The 16,948-nt window shown below is 44.8% G+C and carries 19 protein-coding genes; 3 read left to right on the top strand and 16 right to left on the bottom strand.

Features of this window, described 5'->3' with window-relative positions:
• Positions 1–89 precede the first annotated feature (89 nt).
• The 11 genes from DWX61_RS00825 to DWX61_RS19125 all read right to left on the bottom strand — a co-directional run bounded on the left by DWX61_RS00825 (position 90) and on the right by DWX61_RS19125 (position 7,056).
• Positions 90–911, bottom strand: coding sequence for a protein-ADP-ribose hydrolase (locus DWX61_RS00825; RefSeq protein WP_118623298.1), 822 nt, complete (start codon positions 909–911; stop codon positions 90–92).
• 99 nt (positions 912–1,010) lie between these two features.
• A complete protein-coding gene (locus tag DWX61_RS00820) occupies positions 1,011–1,991 on the bottom strand; it encodes an SIR2 family NAD-dependent protein deacylase (protein WP_118512638.1) in 981 nt (326 codons plus the stop codon).
• A gap of 226 nt (positions 1,992–2,217) precedes the next feature.
• On the bottom strand, positions 2,218–2,613 hold the full coding sequence (locus tag DWX61_RS00815; protein WP_118512639.1) for a pyridoxamine 5'-phosphate oxidase family protein: 396 nt from the start codon (positions 2,611–2,613) through the stop codon (positions 2,218–2,220).
• 307 nt (positions 2,614–2,920) lie between these two features.
• Positions 2,921–3,352 carry an Rrf2 family transcriptional regulator gene (locus DWX61_RS00810; protein WP_118512640.1) on the bottom strand — a complete coding sequence of 144 codons (432 nt, stop codon included), beginning with the start codon at positions 3,350–3,352 and terminating at the stop codon, positions 2,921–2,923.
• 90 nt (positions 3,353–3,442) lie between these two features.
• Positions 3,443–4,060: a flavodoxin family protein gene (locus tag DWX61_RS00805; RefSeq protein WP_118512641.1), complete on the bottom strand. Its 618-nt coding sequence runs from the start codon at positions 4,058–4,060 to the stop codon at positions 3,443–3,445.
• An 84-nt stretch (positions 4,061–4,144) separates the two neighbouring features.
• The gene (locus DWX61_RS00800; protein ID WP_118512642.1) at positions 4,145–4,366 is read right to left on the bottom strand and encodes a hypothetical protein; all 222 of its coding nucleotides are present in this window, start codon (positions 4,364–4,366) and stop codon (positions 4,145–4,147) included.
• Between the two features lie 155 nt (positions 4,367–4,521).
• Positions 4,522–5,127 (bottom strand): hydrolase, encoded by a 606-nt coding sequence (locus DWX61_RS00795; RefSeq protein ID WP_118623296.1) that lies wholly within the window; start codon positions 5,125–5,127, stop codon positions 4,522–4,524.
• 47 nt (positions 5,128–5,174) lie between these two features.
• A complete protein-coding gene (locus tag DWX61_RS00790; protein ID WP_118623294.1) occupies positions 5,175–5,672 on the bottom strand; it encodes a nitroreductase family protein in 498 nt (165 codons plus the stop codon).
• Between the two features lie 90 nt (positions 5,673–5,762).
• Positions 5,763–6,299, bottom strand: a complete 537-nt coding sequence (locus tag DWX61_RS00785) for a methylated-DNA--[protein]-cysteine S-methyltransferase (protein ID WP_118623636.1) — start codon at positions 6,297–6,299, stop codon at positions 5,763–5,765.
• Between the two features lie 65 nt (positions 6,300–6,364).
• Positions 6,365–6,697 (bottom strand): MATE family efflux transporter, encoded by a 333-nt coding sequence (locus tag DWX61_RS19130; RefSeq protein ID WP_244789912.1) that lies wholly within the window; start codon positions 6,695–6,697, stop codon positions 6,365–6,367.
• 38 nt (positions 6,698–6,735) lie between these two features.
• The gene (locus tag DWX61_RS19125) at positions 6,736–7,056 is read right to left on the bottom strand and encodes an MATE family efflux transporter (RefSeq protein WP_118512643.1); all 321 of its coding nucleotides are present in this window, start codon (positions 7,054–7,056) and stop codon (positions 6,736–6,738) included.
• A gap of 297 nt (positions 7,057–7,353) precedes the next feature.
• Here DWX61_RS19125 and DWX61_RS00775 point away from each other — a divergent pair, with 297 nt between their 5' ends.
• Entirely contained in the window at positions 7,354–7,569 is a 216-nt protein-coding gene (locus tag DWX61_RS00775; RefSeq protein ID WP_118512644.1) for a FeoA family protein, read from the top strand.
• 48 nt (positions 7,570–7,617) lie between these two features.
• A complete protein-coding gene (locus tag DWX61_RS00770) occupies positions 7,618–9,594 on the top strand; it encodes an EAL domain-containing protein (protein ID WP_118623292.1) in 1,977 nt (658 codons plus the stop codon).
• A 48-nt stretch (positions 9,595–9,642) separates the two neighbouring features.
• Here DWX61_RS00770 and DWX61_RS00765 read toward each other — a convergent pair whose 3' ends face one another.
• From DWX61_RS00765 to DWX61_RS00750, 4 genes are all read right to left on the bottom strand, one after another.
• Positions 9,643–11,007 carry an MFS transporter gene (locus tag DWX61_RS00765; protein ID WP_118512646.1) on the bottom strand — a complete coding sequence of 455 codons (1,365 nt, stop codon included), beginning with the start codon at positions 11,005–11,007 and terminating at the stop codon, positions 9,643–9,645.
• A gap of 101 nt (positions 11,008–11,108) precedes the next feature.
• Positions 11,109–12,137, bottom strand: coding sequence for a zinc-dependent alcohol dehydrogenase (locus DWX61_RS00760; protein WP_118623290.1), 1,029 nt, complete (start codon positions 12,135–12,137; stop codon positions 11,109–11,111).
• Between the two features lie 301 nt (positions 12,138–12,438).
• The gene (locus DWX61_RS00755; protein ID WP_118512648.1) at positions 12,439–13,545 is read right to left on the bottom strand and encodes an ROK family transcriptional regulator; all 1,107 of its coding nucleotides are present in this window, start codon (positions 13,543–13,545) and stop codon (positions 12,439–12,441) included.
• 78 nt (positions 13,546–13,623) lie between these two features.
• Positions 13,624–14,808: an SAM-dependent methyltransferase gene (locus DWX61_RS00750; RefSeq protein ID WP_015526215.1), complete on the bottom strand. Its 1,185-nt coding sequence runs from the start codon at positions 14,806–14,808 to the stop codon at positions 13,624–13,626.
• Between the two features lie 336 nt (positions 14,809–15,144).
• Here DWX61_RS00750 and DWX61_RS00745 point away from each other — a divergent pair, with 336 nt between their 5' ends.
• A complete protein-coding gene (locus DWX61_RS00745) occupies positions 15,145–15,666 on the top strand; it encodes a hypothetical protein (protein ID WP_118623288.1) in 522 nt (173 codons plus the stop codon).
• A gap of 499 nt (positions 15,667–16,165) precedes the next feature.
• On the opposite strand, the gene DWX61_RS00740 is transcribed toward DWX61_RS00745, so the two are convergent.
• The gene (locus tag DWX61_RS00740; RefSeq protein WP_118623286.1) at positions 16,166–16,777 is read right to left on the bottom strand and encodes an NUDIX hydrolase; all 612 of its coding nucleotides are present in this window, start codon (positions 16,775–16,777) and stop codon (positions 16,166–16,168) included.
• Between the last annotated feature and the right edge of the window lie 171 nt (positions 16,778–16,948).

Below are 16,948 nucleotides of genomic sequence, written 5' to 3'. Positions count from 1 at the left end.
TAACAGCCCAGCAGAAGGCATGTGGCATACATAACCATATGCAGTCTTCAGCGAGGCTGTTTTCATAAAGCCAGGAGCTGACCGGATACTTAAAACTGATTTTTATAATACTCCAGATCCATATCCTTAAACACATTAAAGATCACCCGGTCAAAAGCATCTCCATGTTTTTCCAGAAAGGCTTCTGTGGTGTTCACAGCGATCTCTGCTGCTTCTTTGTTGGGAAAATGGAACTCTCCGGTGGAGATACAGCAGAACGCTACGGACCGGATATTGTTTTCCAGGCAGCAGTTCAGCACACTTTCGTAACAGTTTTTCAGATCCTGCCGTAACTTGTCCGTGACTTCGTAGTAAACAATAGGCCCCACCGTATGGATCACATGCTCCGCCGGAAGGTTATAGCCACCGGTCACCATGGCCTGGCCGGTTGGTTCTTCATAGGATCTTCCGTAGCGGATCCGTTTCTGGTTCATCTGGCGGCTGCACTCTGCACGAAGCTCCACTCCCGCAGCCGAATGGATCGCGTTGTCAATACATCTGTGGCAGGGCACAAAACAGCCCAGCATCTGGGAGTTGGCTGCATTGACGATAGCTCCCACCTGAAGTCTGGTGATATCGCCCTGCCAGATAGAGATTTTTTCCGCAAAAGGCACAGTACTGTGGTACGCCTCTTTTACCGTCGGGATCTGATTCAGTGTCACGATTCCTTTTTCCCTGGCATCTTCCTTCAGGAATTCATCCTGCACCTTCAGGATTTCTTCATCCATATGCCGGGGCATGCGAATGTTCATGAGAGAACGAAGGATTCTTCTTTTTTCTGCATCGTTGTCCGAGACCTTAAGGTTCCTGTATTCTCCGAAATCTTCTTTGAATTTTTCCACAAGATAATCAAGACGCTGTTTCTGATCCATATGTCCTCCTTCTGTTATTTACCAGTTCTGTTTTGACCTGCCTGTAATACTTCCGCAGATTTTTCCCATTGGGCACTTTGGTTTCTGTTGGGTTTTATATCAGCTGTCCTGCAAATGATCTGCGGATATCTTTTTTATTTCTATTGTAATATCCCGTAAGCTGTCGCACAAGTCACGATTAATTCCGATTCCACGTTCTCCGAAGCTTTCCGGTATCACAGCCTCGTCTCTGTTCAGGCGGATCAGCTCTGTATTTTTGTGCTCACGTACCATTTTTTCAAAAGGAAAGCGAATAATAGATGGTGTGTTAAAACCAACGCCCAGCTCCAGCAGTACAGACTTGCCTTTTTTCAGCTGTTTCAGATACTTTCCATAATTTTCCGCAGCCTCATTCCACTGCTCATCCTCCACAAAATACTGGTCGCATCGGAGATTCATAGCCATAGGGCCGCCGCATACCGGACATTTCGGCACCATATAAGAAGGAATCTTACAGTCCTTTTCTGCCTGAACCATCTGGGCAAACATGGAAACGGCATCATAGGTCCTGGGATGACATCCCTTCATGCACTGGATCCGGCCATAATCTCCCTGTGTGGCAAAGATCCTCTCTTCCAAAAATCCGGCTTTCTGAAACTGGTGATCCACATTGGTGGTCAGCACAAAATAGTCTTTTTCTTTCACCAGGTCAAAAAGCTGCTGATACAGTGGCAAAGCCGGTGGTTTGATACGGTTTACATAAGAATGTCTGCACCAGTAACCCCAGCGCTCTTCCTCTGTCTGAAATGGATAAAAACCGGCAGAATACATATCCTGCAGCCCGTATTTTTTTATAAAATCGCTGAAATTTTCCTGAAAACGTTTCCCGCTGTAGGTAAGACCGGCCGCTGCAGAAAGGCCGGCACCTGCTCCGATCAGCACATGATCTGCTTCCTTCAGATATGCCGAAGCCTGTGTGATCTGTTCCTCATAGGGCTCCTTCTGAAATATATAATCTCTTTCGGGTATCCCGCATAAAAACTGTGTCCAGTCCACTTTTTTCTGCCTCCTTACGATATGAAGATGTTTACGGATTTCCATAGCTTACCTTCTTTCCACTGCTCCGAAAGGACAGACCTCCATGCAGTTCCTGTGAAATGTATCTGTTGTAAATGTCCGCTTTTTATGTATTGGAAATGTTACTGTTCACAGAGTGAACAGTAACCAGGAAATTCCTGCGTCCATTGAATGAGAAATGAATGCAGGAATTTGCCTTGGTGCTATCGGGAGTCTGTTATGACATAGAATCAATTGGGTGTTGATTCAATTAGAATTCATATGGCGGGTTTCCGGAGAAGTCTGCGATCAGACCATGTGGGTTCTCAAGGTAGAATACCTCAAAGATCGGGTTCTCAGCAGTCTCATACTGACCTTTGACAATAGGATTCTCCATGCAGGATACCTTTACTTCATGGTTGTCCTCAAAAACAGCCTTTCCGTGAAGACGGATCCATGCATACTCAGGACTGGATACGGAAATCTCGATCTCCGGGTTAGCCAGGATATCCTTGTAAACATCCTTGGTGTTGTTGGTGCAGAACCAGAGCTTTCCGTCTTTCTCAAAACAGAACATGAACGGGCGGCATTTCGCCTTTCCATCGCGTCCTACAGTTGCCAGGTACTGTACCGGGTTTGCCTGTAAAAATTCTACTACTTTTTTCATGATCGTTTTCTCCTTTATTTTTATTATTCGCTTAAATAACATTTTCTTATGTTCATGACCGGCCAGCCATTGTTGTAACCTTCTTTATTACATCAAGTAATATAGCATCGTTTTATTGTAATGTCAATAGTTACAACTAGATTTTTATATTTTTTTCTCAAGTGCTTTTTTGTACCATGAAATATCACTGAGCAATTTCCCACAATATAAAAAACCGCTACTCAGCAGATTTCATAACTTCTCTGCTTGGTAGCGGCTTATCATTTCTGTGATGCGCTTTCGCGATTCTGTTCTGTTTTATCTTTTACTACTGAAGATATTTCTCCAGATCTTCTTTCACATCCTCCAAAGTGATAGACTGAAGCTCCCGCTCCATTGCGTCCTGCACCTGCTGCAGCTTATCATCCAGGATATTGTGGATATTTTTTCCTACCGGACACTGCGGGTTGGGATTCTCGTGGAAGTGAAAGAGCTTGTTGTCTTCCACACACTCCACCGCTTTATATATATCCAGAAATGTGATTTCTGATAACGGTCTGGTAATGGTAGTTCCGCCGGTTCCCCTGGCAACCTGCACCAGACCGGCAGCCTTCAGCTGCAGAAGGATCTTGCGGATGATCACCGGATTTACATTGGTACTGCCCGCAATAAAATCACTGGTTACTTTATATTCATTCTGAAACGTATCAATGCATGTAAAAATGTGCACTGCTAACGTAAATCTGCTGGATATCTGCATTCTTCTTCACCTCTTCTGTTTTTTCTTATCATATATCCTTCCCGTTGTAATGTCAATGATTACAGTAAGGTGAAGATCAAAATCACCTCGTCATCTGATAAAATGAGTAAATGCCCGTTCTTCTGTTTCCGGAAGCCCGAATTTTTCTTTTCCCAGGGCAATGCTCTTCATGAGGAATGTCATGTTTCTGGCAAGGACACGCATGGTCTGCTTACCTTCCTCATCCTGTTCTGCTTCTCCCTGCTCCCGTCCATGAATGGAATTCCAGTACTGGCTGGATGCGATGGGCATATTTGAGATGGTGAAAAATTTGTTCAGCTCATCAAAGGTGGCGGAACATCCGCCACGTCTTGCACAGACAACGCTGGCACCTACCTTCATGGTCTTGTCAAAATGGGTGCTGTAAAAAAGTCTGGTAAGAACAGCAACCAGTGTGGCATTGGCAGAAGCAAAATAGACCGGACTGGCAACTACAAGACCGTCTGCTTCTTCAAATTTCGGCGCCAGTTCATTTACGATGTCATCAAAGACACATTTTCCAAGCTCGTAGCAGCGCTGACAGGCAATGCAGCCTCTCACGTCTTTATGTCCTACCCGCACGATCTCAGCTTCCACGCCCTCCTGCTCAAAGACTTTTTTCATTTCCTCCAGCGCAAGTGCTGTATTTCCCTTTCCCCTGGGACTTCCGTTAAGCATTAATACTTTCATGTTTTGTTCCTCCTTATACATAACTGCCTTCCATTTCGACAAAAAAACAGCATCTGCAGCTTCTTTTCTGCAGACGCTGTTTTTTTATTCTGTAAATGTATATCTTACCATGTAACCGTTTCCGTCACCGGTTACGATCACCACATCCCCGTCCGGATTCTGCGCCGTATCGATCACCGGAAATCTTCCGTTCTGTTTCACATAAGCTTCCGGGCTCTCAATCTCCGCTTCAATGATCTCCTGCTGGGAATGACGCTCGCCGCCGCATGGATTGATCGTTTCAATAATGATCTCGTATTCTTTCATGTTATCCACCTCTTCCTGTTTTCTTAACTTACTACGATAAATGCCTGTTTGAATTTTATACAGATTCTATCTTTTATTTTACCGCAGAAAAGTTTTTTCTGCAAAAGGCTTCTTTCACAAAACACCCTTCTCAGCATTGGTGATTTTTACTATTCTTATACTTCTTCCGCTTCCATCTCTTTCTGAATCTCATCTTCGCTGTCTGCCATGGCCTGCAGTGTCATGGTAAGAAGCTTGGCAAGATCCCATCCCAGCTGATCAGCACCACGCTGGATCACCTCTCTGGAGCAGCCGGCTGCGAAGCCTTTGCTCTTATATTTCTTTTTGAGGGATTTCAGTTCCATGTCCTTGGTGCTTTTTGACGGACGCATCAGCGCTGCTGCCCAGATCAGTCCTGTCAGCTCATCTGCCGCAAAGAGAACTTTTTCCATTTCATGCTCCGGTTCCGTCTCAATGGTTTTTCCACAGCCAACGGTAATTCCGTAGCCATGGGAAACCACTGCATGAATGATATCCTCTCCCACACCAGCCTCACGAAGAAGCTCCGGTGCTTTCAGACAGTGTTCCTCCGGATAAAGTTCAAAATCAATGTCATGGAACAGTCCTACAATGCCCCAGTACTCTGCGTCATCTCCATATCCCAGCTCTTTTGCGTACCACTTCATCACTGCCTCAACTGTCAGTGCGTGCTGAATATGAAAAGGGTCTTTGTTGTATTTTTTTAATAAAACAAATGCTTCATCTCTTGCGATATGTTCCATTTTTTGTTCCTCGATTCTGTCATTATGTTTCTTCACAGTCAGCTGTTTTATTCCACGAAATGGATCCTGCTTTCATCAAACCGGTTCTGCTGTTCTCTTTTTTCTGCCGGATAGCCCAGGGCAAACAGAGAAAATACCTCCACGTTTTCCGGAAGCTCCAGCATGTCATGAACCTCATCCATGCGGTCCTGCATCGGTGCGATTCCGATCCACACACCGCCAAGTCCCAGAGCATCGGTTTCCAGCCAGATATTCTCCTGGGCAATGGACATATCGATCTGTGCCATAGACTGTACCACCAGGCCTTCTTTGCGATATACCGGAACGATCACAACAGGCGCACCTGCCGCGCAGCCGGAATAAGGCGTCGCACCGGAAAGCTTCCTGATCTTCTCTTTATCTGTTACCACATAAAATTCCCAGGGCTGCTGATTGCACGCGCTTGGGGCCTGCATACCTGCTTTCAGGATCTGCAGGATCTTTTCTTTCTCTACCGGTCTGTCTTCATATTTTCGGATACTTACTCTGTGAAAAATATTCTCCATGATGATTCCTCCCGTACAAAATTTTTATTTATTTTATCATAATTATAAAAGAATCAACAGTGCATATTTCTGAAAACGTTTTCTGTTTTTCTACAGTGCCGTTCCCTCCTTCGGAACAAAAAATCCGGTCATATCTGTTTTTTCCAGTTTCAGAAGCGCGATCTTCTTGTCGATCCCGCCGGCATATCCGGTGAGACTTCCGTTACTTCCCACCACACGGTGGCAGGGAATGATAATGGATATCTTGTTATGACCCACCGCTCCTCCTACCGCCTGCGCGGACATTTTTTTCACACCCCGCTGTGCGGCAAGCTGTCCGGCGATCTCACCGTAGGTGATCGTCCGGCCGTAAGGAATCCTGCGCAGGATCTCCCACACCGCACACTGAAATTCTGTTCCCACCGGATGAAGCGCCGGCATAAAATCCGGCTCTTTTCCCTGAAAATAAATATCCAGCCAGCGTTCTGTATCCTTCAATACCGGCGTTTCTTCCTGCCTGCATTCTTCTTTTTTTATCTGGGCAGCATAGTATTTCTGCCCTTCCAGCCACAGACCGGTAAGACCTTTTTCATCTGCCGCAAGAAAGATCGTTCCCAGTGGTGACTGATAATCCGTTGTATAAACCATAGCATTTTCCTCTTTTTTCATATAAGTACATTTCCATTACCATAATAATCCCGTACCATATCACTTTATACACGCTGCTTCTTTTTCAGATACAGCATGCAGTCAATGGCATAGGCTTTCAGATAATCTGCCGCCACATCAATAACCATGGTATCCGATGAGAAGATTCCCGCCAGAGCACCTCCATGGAAAAATGACAGGAAAAACATTCCCACGCCGATGGCAAAAGAAACTGCCACCCCATAATGCAGTGCTTTTTTTGCACGGTCCATCTGTCCCGCGCCGTAATTCTGAGCCACAAAAGCAGAGATGGACTGCATAAATGCTGAGGAGATCAGCATGATAAACGCGCAGACTTTTTCCGCAACTCCCACTCCTGCGGAAGCTGTCACACCCATGGAATTCACGATGGCAAGAATGATCAGGAAGGAAATACTTACCAGCAGATCCGTACATAATCCACAGTCTTGTCAAAAGCTTCTTCCGGCGCATTCATGATACTGCTGACCTGAGGCGCAAAAATCACAAGGATCACAGTCATGATCAGCGCGATCACTCCGAACATCACGATAGCTGTTCCCACCGTCCGACCTCCCTTTTTCCGCTCTCCACAGCCAATCTGCTGCCCCAGCAGAACCGTAGTTCCCATGGCAAAGCTGCTCACAAGATTAATCAGCGGCTTCAGGATCTTGCCCTGGGTGATTGAACCGCCAAAGAAGCCTATTGTCAGCTCTTCTCCTCTTTCGGCGCGCTGCATACAGCGAAAAAGTCTGCTGAAATCTTATTTTACCGTATCCATTTTTCTATCTCCCCTGCTGCATTTTTATTCATCTTCCTTATACGCCTGTCGGCTAAACAATTTCTAAACATTCTTATATTTATTGACGATATTTTTTTATCATATCACAAACTGCTCCGCCTGTCGTCCCATATAAAACTGCTTTGAAAAATTTCACTCAAAAGTAACACTCTGCAAACCATTGACATATCTTTTCTTTGCGATATAATGTTAGTTAAAACTAATTTAAAATAAAACCATTTTGCCGGAGGAACTATGCCACTGAATTTAGCTGATATCAACACAGATTATATCATTCAAAAAATATGCGGCAATGAAAACGAACGCCATCATCTGGAAACGCTTGGTTTTCTTGAAGGAGCAACGGTACGGATTCTGTCGATTCTTTTCGGCTCTTATATTGTACGAATCCAGGAAAGCAAGATCGGCATCAATCAGGACTTTGCCAAAATGATCATCGTGCAAGTCTGAAATACTCTGCCATTTTATCAGTAAACAACAAGGAGATTTATTTAATTTATGAAAAAAGAAAAAAGTGTACTTCATCTTTGTGAATGCATCCTGCTGGCGCTTGTAATCCTGCTGATCATTGACCTGTATCTCCTGAAATTTCTTCAGGAACCCGGTGTTTCTTATTATCCTATGCTCCGGCTTATGGAAATTGCACTGGCTCTGCTTGTGGTGACTCTTGCCCTTTCCCTGATTCAGAGAGAGCTGCTTTCCCGCCTTATCGTAAAAGCCTTCCGTGATATCACCGGTGTCCACAATAAAACTTCCCTGGAAAAACTGATTCTGGAGCTAAATAACCGTCCGAGTACCTTTGGCATCGGTGTCATGATGTTCGATCTGAATGATCTGAAATATGTCAATGACACCTACGGGCATGAAAAAGGAGACGAATTTATCCAGTCCTTCTCCTACTGTCTGACGCGCATCCTTGATTCTGACAGTTTCCTTGCCCGTTACGGAGGAGATGAATTTATCATCATCCAACAAAATACTTCAGAAGCCTCTCTTCGACAGATGGCCCGAAAACTGAATTCCCTTGTACAGGAATATAATAGCAGAACCACCCTTCCGCTAAGCTATGCCATCGGTTACGAGGTCAGCTATCAAAATCACTACTTTATGATGCAGGATCTTATTAATGCGGCAGATCAGAAAATGTATCAGGATAAAGCGCATAAGAAAATTGCAGCAAATAAAAAATTTTCTTCCCGTTCCGTTTGTGCAGGCACTGCAATTCCCACGATTTCTTCTGAAACTCTTTCCGAAAAGATTCGGCAGATTCAGAGTAATACCGGAAACACCCATTCCCTTGCTCTGATCTCCATTGATGTGGAAAACTTTCATTTTATCAATGATAAATATGGATATTCCCTGGGAAATGAGATTCTGAACATGGTCTATGAAGAAATTGCCGGTGCACCTTTTACCATTTTTACCACTCGTTTTTTCTCGGATGTTTTTATCAGCATTGCAGATATTTCTGATCTTACAAATGATGCATTTCTTTCAGAGATCCAAGCTCTTGACCGAAAAATCTGCAAGCGTATGAGAAATACCTTCCATGTAAATTTTTTCCGTACCAACTCCGGAATCTGCCTTGTTCCTGATGCCGATACCACTCCGGAAACTATCCTTTCCTGTGCAAATGTAGCCCGTAGACTTTCCAAAAAAATGCTTTCTCCTTGCTGTATTTATTCTGATGAGATCGACCGCCAGGAAAAAATGCAGGCCGAGATTCTCCACTCTTTTCATCAGGCACTGAAAAACGAGGAATTTCAAATATATTTTCAGCCCAAAGTAACTCCCCAAAATGGAAATATCTCCAGTGCGGAAGTTCTGGTTCGATGGATTCGTGACCAAAAAATGCTATGGTCACCAGCTGTATATATTCCTCTTTTTGAGCAAAACGGCTTTGTGATCCGCCTGGATTATTATGTTTATGAAAAAACCTTCCGTTGGCTTCAGGAATCTGTGGAATTTCTTCCCGAAAATTTTCGGCTGTCCTTAAATGTTTCTCCTCTTCATTTCGAAGAACCGGAAAACTTTGTAAAAAAGATCTGCGAGCTGATACATACCTATCAGGTGGATACTTCCAGGCTGACCTTTGAGATCACAGAATCCACTTATGTAAATAATACAGAAGCTGTCAATCAGGTGATCCGACGCCTGAAGCAGCTGAATATCCAAATCTCCATGGATGATTTCGGTTCTGGTTATTCCTCATTAAATACACTGAAAGATCTGCTCTTTAATGAAGTTAAGATCGACCGAAAATTCCTGGGGGATTCTCTGACCGAAAACACCCAGATCGTTCTCCAGGAAGTTTTCCATATGCTGAAACGTATGGGAAAATCTATCGTATGCGAAGGTGTGGAAACAAAAGAAATTGCAGAATTTTTAAAAGCAGAGGGCTGTGACGAAATCCAAGGCTTTCTGTATTACCGACCTATGTGCCAAAAGGATTTTGAAACACTTCTCCATATATAAAGCAAAGCTCCCGGACAGCCACATCCGGGAGCTTTTATGGTTCTCATATTATCCTCTTTTTCCATGTTTCAGATCTTCCACGATCTCATTGTATCTTTTTCTGTTCAATCTGTAGAAGAACAGCACCACTGCCGTAACGATCCACAGGATTCCGGGGATCGTGGTAAAGGAATGTTTCATGATGCTGAGCACGGCTGAATTCTGGGCCTGGTTTGCCACATAACCGTATTTTCCCAGAAGCGCCGCAAGGAGCGCTGTTCCGATCGCCATTCCAATCTTGTTTCCGAGGGATACGAACGCATACTGGAAACCATCGTTGCGAAGACCTGTTTTCCATTCTCCGTATTCCACGCAGTCCGGTATGATCGCATAGATTGCCGTGTTAAATCCGGAGAAAAAGAACTGTGTGATTCCTGCCAGGGCGTAAAAGGCAGCCGGAGATTCTTTTACATTAAAGAAATACATGGCAAGCATGGAAATTCCGGTAAGGAGCGCAAACAGAGACGCTGTCCGCCCTTTGTTGTTCAGTTTCCGGAAGACCGGCTGAAAGCAGGCAGCTCCGATAATGGACGGAATGATGATACACATGGAGTAAGTTGTATAGTAAGACGCGTTTCCCTCCACATAGGTAAAGTAATACAGAACATCCGCGTTTCTTCCGTAAAGAGTGAAACCAAACAGTACCTGTCCCACCAGTGCCAGAAGATATGGCCGGTTCTGCATGACTGCTTTCAGCTGAACCCGGATGGAGATCTTTTCTTTTTCCGGTGTGGTCACCTGCTCCTTTGTTTTTGCAAAGCAGAAAATATGACATGCCGCAAAAATGCATCCGTAAATGATAGCTACCAAAAGATAACCTGTCTTCTGACTGCTGCTTCCCAGTTTTCCGATCAAAGGCACAGTAATGATGTTGATAATTCCGATAGCGATCATAGCCGCAACCGAACGGGACGTGTTGATCTTCGCCCGCTCATCAATGTCCTGTGTCATTGCGCCGCAAAGCGTTCCGTATGGAATGTTTACACAGGTATATCCCAACACCAGCAGGCAGTATGTGATCACCATATAGATGATCTTGGATGTATCCGACCAGTCCGGATGTGCCCAGAACGTCATCATCAGAAGGATCGCTGTAACAGGCGCCGCAATGAGCAGCCACGGACGGTACCGTCCCCATCTGGTCTTCGTCTTATCCGTAAGTCCTCCGACAATGGGATCGTTGATCGCATCCCAGAATCTTGAGAACAGCATCAGTGCTGAAACAGCCGTCATACTGATCCCGAATACATCTGTGTAAAATATCATCAAAAAATTACTGACAAACATCCAGCTGAAATTACAGCCTACATCACCAAAGCCATACGCGATCTTACTGATCAGCGGTACCTTTCCGTATCTGTCTTCACTACCCATAACTCCTCCTGTTTTTCGTTACTCCTCGTTTACTGCTTATCGCTTATATCTCTCCCGGACATCCACATCCGGGAGATTTCCTGTTAGTACATTTCCTGGTGTTATTTCTCCTGCACGTTGATGATAACCTTCATGGTTGTCTCACGGTTGGCATCAATATACTGGTAAGCCTTGAGATAATCCTTAAAGGCAAAGGTCTTGGAAATCAGCGGTCTTAAATGAACCTTCTCTGCGTTCACAAGATCGATGGCATCCACATAGTCATCATGACGGTACATCATCGTGCTCTTGATATCCAGCTCATGGTCATTGGCAACTGCCAGGTCAATGGTGGCCATATCCGCAAAAACAGCTACCAGCACGATCACGCTGCCTTTTCTTGCGTATTTGATCGCCTGTCCCATGGTGATGTTATTTCCGGCACAGTCATAGATCACATCTGCTTTATCCGGGCCAAAAGCTTCCACCATAGCCTCACCAAAATCTTTCTCCTTGGTATTTACGCACACATCAATACCGCACTCTTTCGCTTTCTCAAGGCGAAGATCACTGACATCCGTGATCATAACCTTCGCAGCGCCCATTCCTTTGGCACTCTGTGCCACCAGATTTCCAATGGGGCCGGCACCAAGAACAGCAATATTCATCCCCTTCACATCGCCCATCTGTTTCACTGCGTGAACAGCAACTGCCAGAGGCTCGATCATCGCACCTTCCTCATAAGACATTTCCTCCGGGATCGGTGTGACCTTGGAAGCGTCTACCGCAAAATACTCGGAAGCTGTTCCTGTTGTCTGGAAGCCCATAACCTTCAGCTCTTCGCAGAGATTATATTTGCCGTGGCGGCATGGATAACAATGTCCGCAGTATACCTGTGGCTCGATCGTTACCTTCTGTCCTACCTGAAAGCCTGTGACATTCTTTCCCAGCTCTGTAATCTCACCGGACACCTCATGTCCCTGTGTCACCGGATACTTGGTAAAAGGATGCTTGCCGTGATATACATGAATATCGGAACCGCAGATACCAATGTTCATGATCTTAACGAGAACCTGGTCATCTCCCACCTTCGGAACCGGAACCTCTCTGAAAATAATCTCTCCTGGATTTGTCATTACCTGCTGGATCATAATGTTTTTCCTCCTTGTTTATTATGTATTATCTTTTATTAATTGTTTTATTAAAGTAATTACATTATTGTTCTTTTGAGAGGATTTGTCAATAGGGTTTCCGGTGATTCTCCCTGTTGAACAAATTCGATCCGGTTTTTTTATGCACATTTCACTATCCACCACATAAAAAAAGAACCCGCAGCTCCGGCAAGGTTCTTCCATGCCGGAGCTGCAGATTCTTTTCTCTGCATGATTCGTATTCTCTATGCATTTGGTCAATCGGATATTCACACCCCCGCAGGGGACTTACTTGATTCGGTTAAATATTTTTGATCAGCTCATGAAAAAAGTGCTTCGCCGCGCCAACTGCAGATGCTTCCTTCCGGTAGCTGCAGTTCTTAAGATATCTGGTATCACGGTCAAAACCATTGTACTCCATCACTTTTTCTCCGAGAGGCAGCATATGATCCGGCAGATATCCGCCAACCTCGCCGCCCAGGATAATATCCATATCATAAGCCATCCGGAGATTGGAGATCAGTACGGCAAGATGGTCCAGATACTCTCCCCATTTTTCAGAGGCATCTGCTTCTCCTGCGGAAAGACTGTCCATAAACTGTTCCAAAGACTCATAGCGCTCACCGGTCAGCGCGCTGGATGCACAGTAAGCGTCTGCGCATCCCTTCTTGCCGCAGTAACACGGTCTGCCACCCGGAACCAGGATCATATGGCCAAACTCACCGGCCTTCTGATTCTGCCCGGCAAACAGTTTCCCGTCAATACAGAAAGCACCGCCAAGCGTATTATTAAGAGACAGATAGATCGCGTCCTGATACAGATGAAGATCTTCCGCCAGCATAGCTGCATTCGCGTCATTTTCAAAATAAACAGGACAGGAAAAAGCCTGCTCCAGAAAACTGAGGCTGTAATTTTCGATCTTAAGCGCATGCGATTTCACAACAAGATGCTGCTCCCGACTGATGATCCCGGGAATTGAGATTCCGATTCCAAGCAGCTTCTCAGGAGCTTCCATATCTCCCAGAAAATCTTTGACCAGGGAAGACAACTCCAGGCAGTAAGAAGTCTCCGGAGAAAACTTCATTCTTACACGCTCTGTCTTCTCAACCTCTGACCGCATATTTACCAGGACCATCCCGACATGATTCGCCGTGATCATAATTCCTGCTGCATAACGGTAAGAAGGATTAATGCCGATACTTTTCGCCTTTCTGCCTCCTGTGGATGCATACTCCCCGGTCTCTACAAGAACACCGCTCTCCATCAGTTCATTTACGTTGGACAGCACAGTCGGCATACTCATATTCAGGTTTTTGGAAAGCTCCACCTTTGAGGTGCTCCGGTTATTCATCACATAGGTGATGATCCTGGATCTTGTATTGTTTTTTTTCTCTGCTTTTCCTGCCATATCAAACCTCTTGATTGCTTTTATTAATTCTTTTATAAAAGTATGATATTCCTTTCCGGCAGATTTGTAAAGAGAAAATCAATACCAGCGGGTCATTGGCAGATCATTATTCACACCCTTGGTCATAAGGATCTGATGAAGATCGATAATTCCGTTGTGGAAGGTTGCCGCACATGCTGACAGGTACAGATCCCACATACGCAGGAACTCTTCGTCAAACATAGTCTTTTCTTTTTCAATATTGTCCCGGAAATTCTTTTCCCAGTGAAGCAATGTCTTATTGTAATGCAGACGGAGATTTTCGATATCCAGGGTATGGAAATTGTCCTCTGCCATATGGTTCAGGATCTCACGTAAGCTCGGAACAGTTCCACCCGGAAAAATATATTTCTTGACCCACGGATCGCCCGGATGCTCCTTCAGAGCACTGATAAAATGAAGCAGGAACAGTCCGCCCGGCTTCAGAACCTTTTCTACGCAGTCAAGAAACAGCTGATAATTATCACGTCCAACATGCTCCAGCATACCGACACTGACAACACGGTCAAACTGATACTCTTTCTTTGGCAGATCACGGTAATCCATCAGCTCTACCGTAAGATAATCTTCCAGACCCTGATCCTTGATCCGTCTCTGAAATTCTGCATACTGTTCATGACTTAAGGTGATACCGGTACCATGAACCTTATATTTCTTAGCTGCCTCGATCAGCAGAAAGCCCCAGCCGCAGCCGATATCCAGAAGACTCATACCCTCTTCCAGATGTAATTTTTTAAGAATATAATCAACTTTATTTACCTGTGCCTGATACAACGTATCATCCTCATGGATAAAATACCCGCAGGAATAACTCATAGTCTCATCCAGCCAAAGTTTATAAAAGTCATTTCCAATATCATAATGGCTGGTTACTTCCTTTTCCTGGTTCTTCTTTGATGTTGAACTGAACATGATCTTTTTCAGAGCAGATTCATTGGTAGAAAATTTTCCCATCTGACCCAGAAAATGATCCAGCGCTTCATAAAGATTTCCCTCGATATCCAGATCTCCACGCATATACGCCTCACCCAGTGCAAGGGATGTGCTCTTCATCAGATCTGCCAGAGGAATCGCTTTCTTAAAATTCACCGTAAATGTAGGTTCACCCTCTCCGATGTGATACTCGGAATTCTTGAACTTTACCAGAAATGGATAATCTGTAAAGCGTTCAAGGAACTGCACCATTGCTTTCTCTTCAGTCTTCTCCTGTAATGTCTCAAACATAATAGTCTACCTCCTTTAACACTGCATATGATACACCCGGAGGAAGGCTTTATGTCAAGGGAGATATACGACAAAATTCCATCAATAAAATGGGGATATTTGGTAAATTTCTCACTTACACTTAGTGAAATAAACTAGATATTTACAATCCATTTTTAAACAAGCCGGTAAAAACACTGATATTTTTAAGACACATCTGTTAATTATATATCACTTTTCAATAATCGCCTTTGTATTTTACGTATTTTTTATTGCTTTATATACAATTCAGACTTATAATAAAAGATACAAAAAAAGAGCGAAAACCATATAAAATTCAACACTGGAGGGAACATTATGAACGAAGAACTTTTTAATGAAGCATCAAAATCCAATATTCTGTCAAAACAGCTGGTCGACAAGCTTCAGGAAAGCATGACCTACAGCAGCATCTCCTTCATCAATTGGACCATCGAAGTCCTCAAACTCCTGAAAGCCCGCATCGAACGCGGCGACAAGATCAAAGATGAGACCACCGGCGTGATCTACGATTTCTACACCTTCCGCCAATTTGTAGAAACCAACTTCTCCACCTACATCACCGGTCAGGTCTTCAACACCTCCATCCGGTCCCAGAAAGTCTACTTCACCCTAGAATCCTGCCCAGGCGGCTACAACCTTCTCATGGCAGACTCCGGCAACGAAAAAACCTACCGCTGGATCTCCAGCTTAAGCAAACGCTTCTCCCTGGTAGAAATGATCGCCACCGGAATCGTCTACGTCAAAGACAACCGGACCGACACCTACCAGCCATTTATCTCCGAAAACGGCAAATACTGCAAATACAACAAAGACCTTGGAAAACTCATAGAACTCTGATCAAAACGGGGAATCCGCAGCCGCAGATTCCCCGTTTTCCCCAGCCATCCAGCGCAGCGCTGATGGCCACCCCTCTCGTCAAACCACAAGGAAACTCAGCCTTTCCTCCCAGCCGTCCAGCGCAGCGCCGATGGCCCCCTCTCGTCAAACCACAAGGAAACTCAGCCTTTCCTCCCAGCCGTCCAGCGCAGCGCTGACGGCTCATCCAACTCCCGTCATGCCACCATACTATCAACACTCCCCACGAGATTTAACACGTCTCACGGCCAACACACAGCCAGTGAGGGGCTTCTTTCCAGACTGACTCTGCAGGAGGGGAGCTGATTCTTAGGTGGCGGAAATCTGCGTTGCTTCAAAAAATCTCGCTGTTTGAGCGGCTTCAGACGCGAGTTCGAGATTATTTGAAGCGCTTTTAGCAGAATTCCGGCACCTTAGAAGCCAGCCCCCGACGAAGCCCCAGTCTGGAAAGAAGCCCCTCGCTGGCGTCCCCTTCCATCATTTAAATCTCCCCAAGAAACCCTAACGGCTCCTCATCCTTCAAAAAGTGCATCAACATATAAGCACACATAATAGCAACCCTCTCCTCCTTCAAAATTCTTCGCACTTCATCTCTGTCAGCAATAACAACTTCAATCTCCTCACTATCCTCCTGAGCAGCCTTACTAACCTCACCACTGGCATACCCATAAACCGTAGCACAGGATTCATCCGTCATCCCAATCGTCGTAAAATAAGGCTTCTCAAAAGCCTCCGCAACCTTGATCGGCTCCAGCTTCAACCCGGTCTCCTCAAACATCTCCCGCACAGCACCCTCATGGAAATCCTCCCCAGGCTCCACAAGCCCCGCCGGAAACTCATAAATATACCCGCCGATCGTATACCGATACTGACGGATCAGCACAACCTTATCCCTCTGCTCTCCATAAATACTGTAAATGATCACCCCGTCCGGATGATTCTCCCCCGTAGAAAGCTTCAAATTCTCCACACACTTCGCCCTGGAAGCCACAAAATAAGAAACCGGCGTATCATGTACACTGGTCGCATCCACCCCATAAAGATTCACGAACTTATTATCTGTAAGTTTTTTCACACTGTTGATCTTACCCATCTGAAAAGCTCCTTCCCGAAAATTTTTTCTAAAGACATTTTATCCCATCCAAAACCAAAGGTCAATTTTTTATACTTACACTCACTTCACAATAGTGCTATAATAAATACCCTACTATAAAAATTACTTATTACATTACCAAACAGCTACTGTAGACAAGAAAGAAGGAAA

The sequence above is a fragment of the Ruminococcus sp. AF20-12LB genome (assembly GCF_003478985.1).
Classification (GTDB): domain Bacteria; phylum Bacillota; class Clostridia; order Lachnospirales; family Lachnospiraceae; genus Blautia_A.
This window is presented reverse-complemented; position numbering and strand designations above follow the sequence as displayed.

Excerpts from the sequence above, each read along its gene's own strand:
- DWX61_RS00815 (WP_118512639.1), bottom strand. The coding sequence starts at position 2,613 with ATGAAAAAAGTAGTAGAATTTTTACAGGCAAACCCGGTACAGTACCTG.
- DWX61_RS00765 (WP_118512646.1), bottom strand. The coding sequence starts at position 11,007 with ATGGGTAGTGAAGACAGATACGGAAAGGTACCGCTGATCAGTAAGATC.
- DWX61_RS19130 (WP_244789912.1), bottom strand. The coding sequence starts at position 6,697 with ATGGGTGTGACAGCTTCCGCAGGAGTGGGAGTTGCGGAAAAAGTCTGC.
- DWX61_RS00785 (WP_118623636.1), bottom strand. The coding sequence starts at position 6,299 with ATGGTTTATACAACGGATTATCAGTCACCACTGGGAACGATCTTTCTT.
- DWX61_RS00800 (WP_118512642.1), bottom strand. The coding sequence starts at position 4,366 with ATGAAAGAATACGAGATCATTATTGAAACGATCAATCCATGCGGCGGC.
- DWX61_RS00740 (WP_118623286.1), bottom strand. The coding sequence starts at position 16,777 with ATGGGTAAGATCAACAGTGTGAAAAAACTTACAGATAATAAGTTCGTG.
- DWX61_RS00775 (WP_118512644.1), top strand. The coding sequence starts at position 7,354 with ATGCCACTGAATTTAGCTGATATCAACACAGATTATATCATTCAAAAA.
- DWX61_RS00825 (WP_118623298.1), bottom strand. The coding sequence starts at position 911 with ATGGATCAGAAACAGCGTCTTGATTATCTTGTGGAAAAATTCAAAGAA.
- DWX61_RS00795 (WP_118623296.1), bottom strand. The coding sequence starts at position 5,127 with ATGGAACATATCGCAAGAGATGAAGCATTTGTTTTATTAAAAAAATAC.
- DWX61_RS00760 (WP_118623290.1), bottom strand. The coding sequence starts at position 12,137 with ATGATCCAGCAGGTAATGACAAATCCAGGAGAGATTATTTTCAGAGAG.
- DWX61_RS19125 (WP_118512643.1), bottom strand. The coding sequence starts at position 7,056 with ATGCAGCGCGCCGAAAGAGGAGAAGAGCTGACAATAGGCTTCTTTGGC.
- DWX61_RS00770 (WP_118623292.1), top strand. The coding sequence starts at position 7,618 with ATGAAAAAAGAAAAAAGTGTACTTCATCTTTGTGAATGCATCCTGCTG.
- DWX61_RS00750 (WP_015526215.1), bottom strand. The coding sequence starts at position 14,808 with ATGTTTGAGACATTACAGGAGAAGACTGAAGAGAAAGCAATGGTGCAG.
- DWX61_RS00820 (WP_118512638.1), bottom strand. The coding sequence starts at position 1,991 with ATGGAAATCCGTAAACATCTTCATATCGTAAGGAGGCAGAAAAAAGTG.
- DWX61_RS00805 (WP_118512641.1), bottom strand. The coding sequence starts at position 4,060 with ATGAAAGTATTAATGCTTAACGGAAGTCCCAGGGGAAAGGGAAATACA.
- DWX61_RS00755 (WP_118512648.1), bottom strand. The coding sequence starts at position 13,545 with ATGGCAGGAAAAGCAGAGAAAAAAAACAATACAAGATCCAGGATCATC.
- DWX61_RS00745 (WP_118623288.1), top strand. The coding sequence starts at position 15,145 with ATGAACGAAGAACTTTTTAATGAAGCATCAAAATCCAATATTCTGTCA.
- DWX61_RS00790 (WP_118623294.1), bottom strand. The coding sequence starts at position 5,672 with ATGGAGAATATTTTTCACAGAGTAAGTATCCGAAAATATGAAGACAGA.
- DWX61_RS00810 (WP_118512640.1), bottom strand. The coding sequence starts at position 3,352 with ATGCAGATATCCAGCAGATTTACGTTAGCAGTGCACATTTTTACATGC.